Annotated in this window: 9 protein-coding genes; 1 reads left to right on the forward strand and 8 read right to left on the reverse strand. The window is 43.1% G+C overall.

The window, feature by feature from the left end; genetic code table 11:
* Positions 1–130: 130 nt before the first annotated feature.
* The gene (locus tag D9X91_RS14170; RefSeq protein WP_158598324.1) at positions 131–973 is read left to right on the forward strand and encodes an alpha/beta hydrolase; all 843 of its coding nucleotides are present in this window, start codon (positions 131–133) and stop codon (positions 971–973) included.
* A gap of 100 nt (positions 974–1,073) precedes the next feature.
* Here D9X91_RS14170 and D9X91_RS14175 read toward each other — a convergent pair whose 3' ends face one another.
* From D9X91_RS14175 to D9X91_RS14210, 8 genes are all read right to left on the reverse strand, one after another.
* A complete protein-coding gene (locus D9X91_RS14175) occupies positions 1,074–2,399 on the reverse strand; it encodes a C40 family peptidase (protein ID WP_121681301.1) in 1,326 nt (441 codons plus the stop codon).
* 209 nt (positions 2,400–2,608) lie between these two features.
* Entirely contained in the window at positions 2,609–5,845 is a 3,237-nt protein-coding gene (locus tag D9X91_RS14180; RefSeq protein WP_121681302.1) for an ABC transporter permease, read from the reverse strand.
* On the reverse strand, positions 5,845–6,534 hold the full coding sequence (locus D9X91_RS14185; RefSeq protein WP_121681303.1) for an ABC transporter ATP-binding protein: 690 nt from the start codon (positions 6,532–6,534) through the stop codon (positions 5,845–5,847). Before D9X91_RS14185 ends, D9X91_RS14180 begins: the two co-directional genes overlap by 1 nt.
* A 309-nt stretch (positions 6,535–6,843) precedes the next feature.
* The gene (locus D9X91_RS14190) at positions 6,844–7,545 is read right to left on the reverse strand and encodes a Type 1 glutamine amidotransferase-like domain-containing protein (RefSeq protein WP_121681304.1); all 702 of its coding nucleotides are present in this window, start codon (positions 7,543–7,545) and stop codon (positions 6,844–6,846) included.
* A gap of 84 nt (positions 7,546–7,629) precedes the next feature.
* The gene (locus D9X91_RS14195; protein ID WP_158598325.1) at positions 7,630–8,280 is read right to left on the reverse strand and encodes a phosphatase PAP2 family protein; all 651 of its coding nucleotides are present in this window, start codon (positions 8,278–8,280) and stop codon (positions 7,630–7,632) included.
* 76 nt (positions 8,281–8,356) lie between these two features.
* Entirely contained in the window at positions 8,357–8,743 is a 387-nt protein-coding gene (locus D9X91_RS14200; RefSeq protein ID WP_407644194.1) for a VOC family protein, read from the reverse strand.
* Between the two features lie 111 nt (positions 8,744–8,854).
* Positions 8,855–12,097: an ABC transporter permease gene (locus D9X91_RS14205; RefSeq protein ID WP_121681306.1), complete on the reverse strand. Its 3,243-nt coding sequence runs from the start codon at positions 12,095–12,097 to the stop codon at positions 8,855–8,857.
* On the reverse strand, positions 12,094–12,786 hold the full coding sequence (locus tag D9X91_RS14210; RefSeq protein WP_121681307.1) for an ABC transporter ATP-binding protein: 693 nt from the start codon (positions 12,784–12,786) through the stop codon (positions 12,094–12,096). Before D9X91_RS14210 ends, D9X91_RS14205 begins: the two co-directional genes overlap by 4 nt.
* Between the last annotated feature and the right edge of the window lie 8 nt (positions 12,787–12,794).

Consider the following 12,794-nt stretch of genomic DNA (forward strand, 5'->3'; position numbering starts at 1 on the left):
CATTCTATGGGACGGATCACTGTTTATTTTCTTGAATTTTCCAAAAAGTCATGTAACAATTAATTATCATCTAAAAAATTTAGCGGAGATAATTTATGACCATTCTTAATGTTAAGGAGGAATTTTAATTGTGAAAAAGCATTACTCAGTGATAACAGGATCTGGCAAAGAAACGAACATTTTTTTGCCAGGTACTGGCTGGGCAGGCGACTTTGGCCGGCCTATTGCTGAATCATTTAATGAGAGGTTTTCCACACATATGATCGACCTTCCAGGAATTGGCCGCAGTGAAGGACTGGAAGGCATTGTTACACTGGAGGATGCTGCGAATTGGCTCCATGCCTATATAAATGATAATAGCATCAGAAAAGTTAACATTATTGGCCACTCGCTCGGAGGCATCATTGGCATGGCCTATGCTCAATATTATCCAGAAAAAGTCAATAGTATTGTCTTGTTGGATATCGGCTTTGCAAAAATTGATCGTTTTCCCGTGAGCATGATGGGGCCATCCGCCTATCTTCTCCCTATAATAAGTGTTCTACATAAATGGTTTGGACAAAAAGTTTTAGGGACAGATACTACGAATGATGACAAGATTAAACCTGAGGCTACAGAAGAGAAAATCGTTTCTGCCCTCCACTCGTACGGACTGGAGGATAGTCCTTTTATGCGTACGGCCATTCGAAATCAACAATCCACCTCTTTGGAAGGGATCAGCCTGCTCCTGGCAGCATATCGAAGCAACTTGCCGCTCATCGTAAAGAATTTGAAGATGCCCTGCCTCTTACTTTACGGCAACCGAAACGGTAAGCATCCTAAATATCAAAAGAGAATACATAGAAAAACAGAAAAACTAAAAAGTGAGAATGTATTGGTCCGGGAATTGAATGGTGAACACTACGCCCACGTTTCAGATGATCGGGCAATTGAATATATAACGGGATTTATAGGAGGGAGTGCTTCGTTTTAAAAGGAAGTTTTTATTAAAAAATTTCTTGCTGGTCGTTTTTTGGCCTGCCTGAATAAAGGAGGGACTTGTCCACAAGACAAGTCCCTTTGTATCAAAATTTCTATTCTACAATCCTTCGTACTATACCGTTAAAGGTTGCCTGCCAGTACGGGTTGCTCATGGAATCGATGGAAACGCCATCCGAACTGTTATCATCAAGGAATTTTCCGTTTCCTAAGTAAATGCCGACATGTCCATTTGTTTTATACGTATCGAAGAAGACCAAGTCCCCTCTTTTCATGGATGAAGCACTTACTGGTTTCCCCAGTCTGACAAGTGTGTTTGTCGATGTGGATGTGATTCCGCCTAAATCGACACCTGCTTGATCGTATGCCCAGCGAACAAAAGAAGAGCAGTCAAATGAACGGTTGGCAATATCCGTACTGTTTCTTCCGCCTCCCCAGTTGTAAGGAGAATGTCCTACAAGCGCAGAGCCTGCGCTTATAGCTGTTTCAATTGCACCCGAACCCTTTTTGATTGTATTGCCTGCTGGAATTGGAGCCGTGTAATGGGAAATGCTTTCATGGCTGGAATTCGAGCTCGAATTCGAGCTGGAATCATTGGAATGGCTTGTTTTGGCAATCCGTGCTGCCTCCGCTCTTTTTCTCGCCAATTCAGCCTGTCTCTTTTCTTCTGCTAAAACCTCTTTTTCCTGCTTGGACAAATTGGCCGACTGATTCTGTAAATCTGCCAAGTCTGTAGAAGTTTGATCCTGCTGTTCTTTTATCTTCTTCATAATGGCTTCCTTTTCGGCCATTTCATATTTCAACTGAATTTTCATATCTTCAATTTTCTTCTTGTCTTCCTGCAATTGATTCATTTTATCGACAAGCTTTTGTTCAGACTCTTGCAGCTGTTCTTTATCCTTTTTCTGTTCCTCGAGCAAATTATGATCGGCATTTACGACAGTCGAAACAGCCAATGCACGATCGATGAAATCACCGAAGCTTTCAGACCCCATCAGAACATCCAAATAGCCGACAGAACTGCCGTTGACTTGCATCGACCGCGCCCTTTTCTTCAAGATGTCATTTCGTTCTGCGATCCGTTTTTTTGTATCGGAGATTTTCTGTTTCAATTCATCCATTTCTTTATTTGTGTCCGAAATCTTTTGTGTCAAATCGTCCATTTTTTGATTTGTTTGATTTACCTTCGAGGTAATTGAGTCCATAGCCTCCTTCATGCTAGCAGCATCTGCCTGCAGTTCGGAAAGCTCATTCTGTTTGTCGCTCATTTGTGATTGGACTTTGGTTTGCTGGCTATGTATTTCTTGCTTTTTGCTATGTAAATCTTCTGCAAATGCCGGATTAGTATATGAAAATAGTAAACTACTAATACCAATGACAGATAATACATTGTATGCGATATTTTTCTTATGTTTTACCATCATTTTCCCCTTAATTGCTGTTTATTTCGTTTATATTGAAACGATTCTATTTGGATAGGATAACATTTAAAACTTCCTGCCCAAGCACATTATACCATCCACCATTCGACAGCAACGGTTAAATATCTTTACATTTATATTGCAGAAATATGACAAGGATACAGAAAGGGTGACAGGCACCATCCAGAATATGGATGGTGCCTGTCATCCTATTTCACCTCTACAAGGATGTTTCCAGCGAGGTAGCCATAGTGGACCAAGAGGTATAGTCGTTCGGTATTTTTCGGTATTTGATAAGTGATCAGGACTTTTGCCTTTCCTCCGCCAGGCAATAGATTGTGTCCGTACCAATTTTGATCTTCGAGAACTTTCAAATCCTCAACGTAATAATGATTTCCATTCCCATCTATTAATTCATAGGAAGATGGTTTAAATACCATTTTGCCAACAGCACCTGGATCCCGGTCCATTCCGACCGGAATCGAAATATAAGTCATACCTTGTTTTGGATGAGGCAGGGCTTTAGGGGTTCCGCTTATACCCTCGAAGGAGTAATTGTCCCCATAATTGTGGATGACTTCACCTAATTTTATTGTTCTCCATGCACTATCGATCAACTTGTTTAACTCAGATGGATTTCCACCAGTCTGCTCATTATCCTTTCCTTTAGATTTGTTCTGGATCTTTGCATCCGCCGGGACGCTTCTATGGACCTTCCCTATTGTTCCTTCCTCTTCAGCAGGGGCATGAACGGCATTGTTTGCTTTTTTTACCTGTGGTACGGCGGTGGCCATCAATGCAACAATGCCCATAAACAGGAGCAGCCCGACTGCACCGAACACATATTTGAATCGTTTTTCCGTTTGCTTCGAGTTTTCAAAGCCCCCTTGCATTCCTTGGTAAGGCATTATTTTCACCGCTTTTTCAGCAGGTATGAGGGCACCGAGAATCCCTATTACGATCGGGATCATTAAGGTGACAAAGAAAAATGGCATATGTTCATACGGAATTTGCGTATACATTTTCCAAATGATCATCATGGAAAGCAGAAACCCTAGGATGCCTGCAAGGATGCCGCTGATGGCGCCTTCGAGCAAAACAAGTCCCCGGATATGACGGTTGTGCCACCCCACAGCCTTTAACAATGCAATCTCAGGTTGCCGCTCTGAAATGTTCTGCCAGATGATTTCTGCAGTGGTCAATATAGCAATCAAAATCGCCACGCCCATGGCAATATAATGCATCGGACCAATTTCCATGGCGACATATTGCCCAAGCCAAGTCGTAAACATAATTCCTTTCAGTCTGAAGGTGATAAACAGGAAGAAAATGAGCAAGCTTGTCGGCAGCGCAATGGCAATGATGGAGAGACTGCTTCTTTTCCACTTTGAAAAAAGAAAGTTCACACCCATAGTGAAAAAGGATTCGGTAATGATAAAACGCCTTGAAACGTTGGCAGCTTCACCTGTCCTCATCGCCTCATATGGCTTAATTCTTCGAACCAGTAAACCAGGAATAATCGAACCAAGCCAATAAATCGCAAGTCCGAACACACCGATCATAAAAACCCTTAAATGCGAAGTCTCAACATGATGGGATAGGAAAATGAATCCGAGGATGAGCCAGCTGATGATAGAGACGAACAGACCAATGATGGTCGACTCCAGGAAAATCAAATACGACAGCTGAGATGGACGCCACCCAAGGGAAAGCAACACGGCGAATTCCTTTTGCCGTGCATACATCATGATCAAGTTAGAAGAAAATACATAAACAATCGCGACCAAAATCACACTTCCGATAACACCTGATAGCCCCAGCTTTGATTCTTTGAATATGGAAATAGATGAGCCGGTTTTTATCCAAGGCTGCTGTACCCAGCCGATCGATTTCTTTCCATCGATTCCGGGGATATGCGTCAAAGCAGGCTGCGGTGAGGACCCTAATGTAATATCGGTTATCAAACCCGTTTGATCCTCAGTATTTTTTGCCACTTTTTCCAGCTTTGCTTGGGTCCCTTTCGTTAGTGCATCCACCCCTTTGACTTTGATGCGGATGGCAGAAATCGGTTTGTCGCCTAATATATCAGCGGCCGCTTCGATCGTAGTCAGCATAAGGGGCGGCTTCGTCAAAAATCCATATGGGCTGTTCAGCGGCTTCAAGTCAATTGGCGGGTTGACCGGCTTATTATTTTCATCCAGCACGAGCTGGGCTTTGGATGGGAAATAGGTTTCCATCGGCAGCTCTGTCAACGGATCCTTTGAGATCTGTAATTTTTGTGGGTCGAATAACCCGACGTAATGATATTGCAGGCGCGCCCAATCGTTGCTGTTCGGGCCATATAATGAAACCGGACGGTACGATTGTTTATCGCCCAATAGTGAGTTTTCGGGAACGGTATAGGGCTGGATTTCATATGCGAATGGCCATCTTTTTGAAAATGGGCTCGTCACAGGCTGATATTTTACTGGAGAAGGCTTGAACATGAGCCATGAACTCAAATTGCCTGATCCATTGTCAACAAAACCATTATCCCAAATGGTTTGAATCATTTTTTCATGCGCCTGTTCCGTTGTGAATGTATAGGATTGATGATCAAGACCTTTTTGTTTCTGTAAAAACGATTCTCCGCCATTGTTTTTGACCATTTCCATTGTCTGTGCCTGTTGATCTGCTGTAAATGGGAGGTCCAAGCGTTCAATTTCAAACGTATAGGATCCGTCTACAAATTCCTTATCACTCATGATGATCGGGATACTATGGTCGATCAGACCATCACCTATATCTGATTGCTGGACCTGATCTTCATCATTGAAATAACGGCTGTTATTTCCTTTTTTGATGGCACTGCTCAATCCAACAAGCTTTTCTTCTGCTTCCGGATCAATTCCTGCCAGCATGACATCCGATCCATAAGACAGTTCTCCATCAAATTGAGCGGTGCCGTATTCTTTTCCAAGCCCCACCGGCCGCCATCCTCCGACCGTGAAGTAGGTTTCCCCTGTATCTTTAGTGATGGAAGCACCATTGTTCGTTTTGTCGGTCATTTTCAATCGGTAGACGCCCGGCTCTTTGATATTCAATTTTTTCAAAACGATATTATTATTGACATACCCAAGCATGGCGATCGGTGCTGCGACATCGATATCTCCCATGGATTTGATCGTTTCATATTGATCCATCGTGATTCCGCCAGCCAGACCCGATAAGTAATTCGGCTCAAAAAGGTTTTTATCCTCGGTCACACTCCTGCTTCCAGGCGGCCTGACGACGATGTGGTATGATGATTTCCATCTTTTTTGAAGTTCATCGACGATTGTGCCGTTATTCGATTGTGTCACCCCGACCAAATAGCTCAGTCCGGTGCTGACAATCAACGCTCCGACCAAAAGAAGGATAAAACGTTCCTTGTTCCTCCACCAATTTTGCCAAATAAAGCGGAGCATTATCGTTCACCTGCAGCATCCGAAATGATTTCGCCATCCTTCATTTCGATGATGCGATCTGCACGTCCAGCAAGAAGTGGGTCATGTGTAACAAATATGACACCGCAGCCTTTCTCTTTATTAAGCTGTGAGACTAATTGAAAAATGACTTCCCCTGTTTCTGAATCCAGGTTCCCGGTTGGTTCATCCGCCAATAGCCAGTGCGGTTCATGAATCAACGCCCTGGCTATTGCCACCCGCTGCTGCTGTCCGCCGGATAGCTGGGATGGGAGGGAATTCAGCTTATCTTTCAATCCTACCTGCTCAAGCAATTGCAATGCACGCTCTTTTTTATTGTAGGGAACACGTCTCGAAAATAGCGGCACCATCACATTTTCAAGTGCAGTCAAGGTCGGAAGCAAGTGAAATTGCTGAAAAATAAATCCTATATTTTCAAAGCGAAAGTCAGCAATTTCATTCACTTTCATCTTGGAGACGCTTTGTTCGCCATACAAGATTTCGCCATTGGTCGGTCGATCCAGCGTTCCCAATAAACTGAGCAATGTCGACTTTCCTGATCCGGAAGGACCCACAACAGCAACAAATTCCCCTTTTTTCAACTTTAGGTTTACTTGATGCAGTGCATTCGTTGTAATTCCATCCCCCGTGAATTGTTTTTCAACTTCCATGCATTGAATCGAATGTTCCATTGGATCCCCCTTAAGATTCCCCCTGTCAAAGGTGTCGGTTGGAAACTGGCTGCTCCACTCTCCATCATGAGGAGTTATGAGACTGTCTCCTCTCAGGACAGTGATATACTAGTTAACAGAGTTTATTATTTAGAAAATTTTGTATATTAATAATATAACAAAAGAAAATTTTGGAAGATAGTGCGGATTCAAATCAGGGATGATAAAAAGTAAAAATCGAGGTGAAACAAGAATAATCTCATATATGCGAGGAGGAGCATGTAGCACTTGCCAAAAAAGCCGAACCAAAAAGGTTTGACTTTTTTCAAGCTAGGAATCTCCTAAATAAATCGGTTTAATAGGTTCCTCTATGACATTGGCATTTTCAGTGGACATCCGGTAAGCAAGTGCATTGGGACGTGAGCTGACGACCTTGAATAAGTTTTCTTCAATAAAATGCAGCGCCGCACCATCATCTGCGGCATAGCCCGGTCTGAGCTTCTCCGATTGGATTAAATCATGATAGGCGGGTCTTCTCTCCGTTTCGCCATCGAAATGTGGGCAGTTGCTCCCCTTCAATAAGCCTAAGCCTGTGATCGGCTCAAGTCCATTGCCGAAAGAATCCGTTACGCCCTCCTCAAACCAGCACAATGAGCCAGCACTGATCCCAGCGAGAATGATTCCTTGTTCCCATGCTTTCTTCATGATTCCATCTAGCCCCCATTCCTTCCAAAGGACCAAGAGATTTTTGGTATTTCCGCCACCTACATACATAATGTCCTTTTCCAGTACGAAGCTTTCCAAATCACGGGTTGGCGGCTTGAATAATGACAAATGGGATGGGCTGCATTGGTGTTGGCTAAAAAAATCGTAGAATCTCTGAATATAACTGTCTGCATCCCCGCTGGCCGTTGGCACAAAACAGATTTTCGGCTTCTCTTTCCCAGCTTGCTTTAATATGTATTTATCCAGTAGCGGATTGTCCGGCTCCATTGAAAAACCTCCCCCGCCAAGTGCAATGATCTGCTTCATGCGCAAACCTCTTTCATAAGTGGGTAATGAATGGGTGACAGGCACCATCCAGAAAATGGATGGTGCCTGTCACCTTGATGAACCTTAATTGGCATGCTGACGCTGCTCAAGCGGCCTGAGAGTCGATATGAGAATGGTTACTAGCAGCGTAGCTCCACCTGCGAGGAATCCGCCGATAACATCCGTTGGGAAATGCACTCCCAAGTAGATGCGGCTCATGCCTATCAGAAAAATGAGTATAGATGTAACGGTCCAGATAAGCCTTGTACTTTTTCCCTTTTGCTTGAAATGGTTCGCAGCAAGGTACCCCAGAAAACCGTAAAAGGCGATGGAATTCATGGAGTGCCCGCTTGGAAAGCTGTAGTAGCCAGCATCAACCATGTGTTTGAGCGTCGGCCTTGGAAATGCGTAGACCGTCTTCAAAAACCTGTTGAAAAGTCGTACAACCATTAAATTATATATAAGAAGTAAAGCGATCCATGGTTTTCTTTTTATTATTAAATATATCGCCAAAATCCCTGTTAAAGGAAAGGAAACATATCCAGAACCAAGCCTTGTGATCCCAATGAAAATGCTGCTTCCAAACTGATTCAACGAATCATACAAATACCCTTGAATCCCGTTGCTGACTGATAATACATAAGGGTTGTGATAATTCCAGGCAAGGAGGAAAAACAACAGCAGGAGTAATATTGCACCTCCAGCAGAAGTTGCCCGCTTTTTAGCAATCGACATTTTGAACCTCCTTTCTGTGAATGGGTGACAGGCACCATCCAGAATATGGATGGTGCCTGTCACCCTAAAATGGTGTCTAATGCACACTCCAAACATCGAAGAGGTTGCCGTCGAGGTCGGAGAAGACGAAGTTATTGCCTGGGTGGCCCCTGTCTTCGATTTTCCTTACATCAACGCCTGCCTTAAGCAGTTCGTTGTGAAGATTTTTCAATTCATCAAATCCGTTCACTTCAAAAGTAAGCGAAAAATGCTCCTGCCCTTTGGCATCGATAAAATTCGCCTGTTGACCGCCCATCGCTTTCACAAGGAAAAAGCTTTGCCCGGCAAAATCCACAATTGCTTTGTCTTCATCAAGATAATTTTCAACGGCTCCCAGCTTTTCCTGGTACCAGCTAGAAGATCTCCTTGGATCTTTGACTGGTATATAAGTAGTGCCTACCCTGTTTATGTTGGTTCGAATCATTTTTTTACAACCCCTTACTCATCAAAGTATTAAAAAGTAACTGCACCGAATACGTTCCCGTTCGAATCAAAGAAATCAAAGAATCTCAATCCATCTGCAACTCTATCCCTTCTATTTAACCTTGACAAGAATGTCGCCCCGAAGGTTTTCGAAGTGGGCCAATAAATATAGTTTTTTCGTTTCGTTAGGGACCTGATAGGTTATCAGTGCTTTCGCTTTTCCTGAGGCTGTTAAGTATACGTTGCCATTCCAGTTTTTGTTTTCCAGGATTTTAAAGGTTTCAACGTAGTAATGATTTCCTTCGCCATCTATCAGTTCATATGAAAACGGCTTGAAATCCAGTTTATTTACAGGTTGTTCATTTCGTTCCATCCCTACTGGAATTGAAATGTAGCCCATCCCTTTTTTAGGAGAGGGAAGATCTTTTGGATTGTCCGAGATCTTTCCGAAAGTATATGTCTCAGTTTCATCATTTACAGATTCCCCTAATTCTATGATTTTCCACGCATTGTCCAGAATGGATTTTAAACCGTCGGCCTTAGTTACTACATCCCCTTTTGCATGATCCTTTCCATCCGTTTCAGTTATCAGCGGTGCATCCGCAGGAATGCTTTCATGCACCACGCCTTTCGTCCCTTCCTCCTTTGTAGGAGATTTGATAGCCGTATCGGATTTTTTCACCTCAGGTACAGCTTTGGCAAGCAACACTGCACTACCAATGAATAGCAGCAGCCCTAATGCACTGAATACATATTTGAAGTATTGTTCCGTACGTTTGGAATTGTCATAGACCCCTTGGATTCCTTGGTAAGGCATAATTTTCACCGCTTTTTCGGCAGGAATGACAGCCCCTAAAATGCCTGTTGTAATCGGGATCAATAATGTGACCAAGAAAAATAGCAGGTGTTCATATGGAATTTGATCATACATCCTCCATATTAAGACCATTGAAATAATAAAGCCAACAATCCCTGCTATGAAACCGCTGATCGCTCCTTCAAGTAGAACAAGTCCACGGATATGACGATTATGCCATCCCACTGCTTTCAATAAAGCTATTTCTGGCTGTCTTTCCGAGACATTTTGCCAAATGATTTCTGCTGTTGTGAGCACGGCGATTAATACTGCAACCCCCATGGCAATATAATGCATCGGGCCGACTTCCATGGCGACATATTGCCCCAGCCAAGTTGTAAACATAATTCCTTTTAACCTGAAGGTGATAAATAGGAAGAATATGAGCAAGCTTGCAGGCAGTGCAATCGCAAAGATAGATAAAATGCTTCTTTTCCATTTGGTTAATAAGTAATTGACACCCATTGATAAAAAGGACTCAGTTTTAACAATACGTCTTGATTTTGTTGTGATTTCTCCGGTCCTCATCGCTTCATATGGCTTTATTTTCATAACCAGCAGTCCCGGGATGATTGAGCCGAGCCAATAAATCGCTATGCCAAATACACCAATCATAAAAATTCTGGTCCCCGAGGTCGCGATATGGTGGGATAAAAAGATGAATCCAAGAATCAGCCAGCTGATGATGGAGACAAACATTCCAATGATGGTCGATTCCATGAATATCAACTTCGTCAGCTGCGATGGCCGCCATCCAAGGGAAAGGAGGACCGCAAATTCTTTTTTCCTGGCATACATCATGATCAAGTTTGATGAAAATACATAAACAATGGCAACTAAAATGACACTGCCAATCACACCTGAAAGGCCCATTTTCGATTCTTGAAAGATGGAGAAGGAAGACCCAATTTTAATCCAGGGCTGCTGCACCCAACCAATCGATTTCTTTTCATCTATTCCTGGTATATGAGTCAGCGCCGGCTGTGGAGAAGAGCCCAGTGTAATATCGGTGATCAATCCGGTTTGATCTTCAATTTTTTTTGCAACCATTTCCAGTTTCGATTGACTATCCTTTGTTAATCTATCTACCCCTTTCACCTTAATTCGTATGGCCGAAATGGGTTTGTCCCCTATAACATCTGCAGCCGCTTCAATTGTGGTCAGCATGAGCGGGGGCTTGGTCAAAAAGCCATACGAGTTATTCAAAGGCTTCATGTCTACGGGGGGATTCACCGGTTTTCCCTTATCATCAAGGACTAATTGTGCTTTGGACGGGAAGTATGTTTCCATTGGCAGCTCAGTCAAAGGATCCTTGGAAATGTCCAACTTTTGAGGATCGAATAACCCTATATATTGAAATTGCAAACGCGCCCAATCCTTACTGTTCTTGCCATATAATGAAACCGGTCGATAGGTTTGTTTATCTTGTAATGGATAGCCTTTCGGAACGGAGTATGGTTTTATTTCATATGAGAATGGCCACCTTTTAGAAAATGGACTTGTCACAGGTTCATACTTTACAGGAGAAGGTTTGTAAATAAGCCATGAGCTTAAATTGCCTATCCCCTTGTCAACTTTCCCTGTTTCAAATATTGAGGTGAGCAACTTTTGATGTGCTTGTTCCGTGGTAAAGGTGTAGGATTGATGATCAATTGCTTTTTGTTTTTCTAAAAAGTCCCTTCCCCCATGAGCTTTAACGTTTTCCATCGTCGACGATTGCTGCTCAGGACCAAAAGGCAGATCCAGCCGTTCAATGTCATATGTGTAAGTGCCGTTGACGAATTCCTTATCGCTTAAAATAATCGGGATTTGGTGATCCACATGCTCTTCATCCAATTTATTTTGTTGGACATGATCGGACTCATTAAAATATCGGCTATTGCTTCCCTTATTGATTGCATCACCTAATCCTACCAATTTTTCTTCTGCTTCAGGATCGATTCCCGCCAGCATGACATTTGATCCAAAAGAAAGTTCACCGCTGAAGCGGTAAGCCCCATACTCTTTACCAAGTCCGACAGGCTGCCATCCGCCGATGGTAAAGTAGGTTGCCCCTGTATATTTATCGGTGGACACGCCATCATTGGTGGTTTCGGTCAATTTCAATCGATACACACCAGGCTTGCTTAAATTCAACTTTCTTAAAATCACATCGTTGTTTACGTACCCCAGCATAGCAATCGGAGCAGCAACATCAATTTCATTCATGGACTTGATTGTATGATATTGATCCATCGTTATTCCGCCTGCCAAACCGGACAGGTAGTTAGGTTCAAGCAGGTGTTTATCTTCTGTCACACTCCTGCTCCCAGAAGCTCTAACTACGATATGATAGGATGATTTCCACCTTTTCTGTAATTCATCGACAATTGTGCCATTATTGGATTGGGAAACTCCGACTAAGTAGCTTAAACCCGTACTGACGATCAGGGCTCCAACCAATAAAAGTATGAAGCGCTCCTTGTTCCTCCACCAATTCTGCCAAATGAATCTGATCATTTCCCTTCACCTGCAGTATCAGAAATGATTCCCCCATCCTTCATCCGTATGATGCGTGATGCCCGTGAAGCAAGAACAGGATCATGCGTGACGAAAACAACGCCGCATCCTTTTTCATTATTTAACTGGGATATCAACTCAAAGATCACTTCTCCTGTATCTGAATCAAGGTTTCCTGTAGGTTCATCTGCCAGCAGCCAATGGGGTTCATGTACCATCGCCCGGGCGATTGCCACCCTCTGCTGTTGGCCGCCAGATAACTGGGAAGGCAATGAATTCAACTTATCCTGTAGACCGACCAGCTCTAATAACTTTTCTGCCCGCTCCTTTTTATTATAAGCGACTCTCCTGGAAAATAGCGGGACCATCACATTTTCAAGCGAAGTCAAGGTTGGCAGCAAGTGAAATTGTTGAAAAATAAATCCAATATTTTCAAATCGGAAATCGGCAACTTCTTTTCCCTTCATTTCATTTGCATTTTTGTCTCCATAGATTATTTGGCCACCAGTCGGCCTGTCCAACGTTCCAAGTAAACTAAGAAGTGTCGATTTTCCAGACCCGGATGGGCCTACGACGGCTACAAACTCTCCCTTTTCCAAACACAAATTCACATCATGAAGCGCATTCGTCTTTATTCCATCTCCTTTGAACTGCTTGTCTATTGAAATACAACGGATTGAATGTGTCATTGGAACCC

Origin of the sequence: Falsibacillus albus, from assembly GCF_003668575.1 — a bacterium.
Classification (GTDB): Bacteria; Bacillota; Bacilli; order Bacillales; family DSM-25281; genus Falsibacillus; species Falsibacillus albus.

Excerpts from the sequence above, each read along its gene's own strand:
- D9X91_RS14180 (WP_121681302.1), bottom strand. The coding sequence starts at position 5,845 with ATGCTCCGCTTTATTTGGCAAAATTGGTGGAGGAACAAGGAACGTTTT.
- D9X91_RS14190 (WP_121681304.1), bottom strand. The coding sequence starts at position 7,545 with ATGAAGCAGATCATTGCACTTGGCGGGGGAGGTTTTTCAATGGAGCCG.
- D9X91_RS14175 (WP_121681301.1), bottom strand. The coding sequence starts at position 2,399 with ATGGTAAAACATAAGAAAAATATCGCATACAATGTATTATCTGTCATT.
- D9X91_RS14205 (WP_121681306.1), bottom strand. The coding sequence starts at position 12,097 with ATGATCAGATTCATTTGGCAGAATTGGTGGAGGAACAAGGAGCGCTTC.
- D9X91_RS14200 (WP_407644194.1), bottom strand. The coding sequence starts at position 8,743 with ATGATTCGAACCAACATAAACAGGGTAGGCACTACTTATATACCAGTC.
- D9X91_RS14210 (WP_121681307.1), bottom strand. The coding sequence starts at position 12,786 with ATGACACATTCAATCCGTTGTATTTCAATAGACAAGCAGTTCAAAGGA.
- D9X91_RS14195 (WP_158598325.1), bottom strand. The coding sequence starts at position 8,280 with ATGTCGATTGCTAAAAAGCGGGCAACTTCTGCTGGAGGTGCAATATTA.
- D9X91_RS14185 (WP_121681303.1), bottom strand. The coding sequence starts at position 6,534 with ATGGAACATTCGATTCAATGCATGGAAGTTGAAAAACAATTCACGGGG.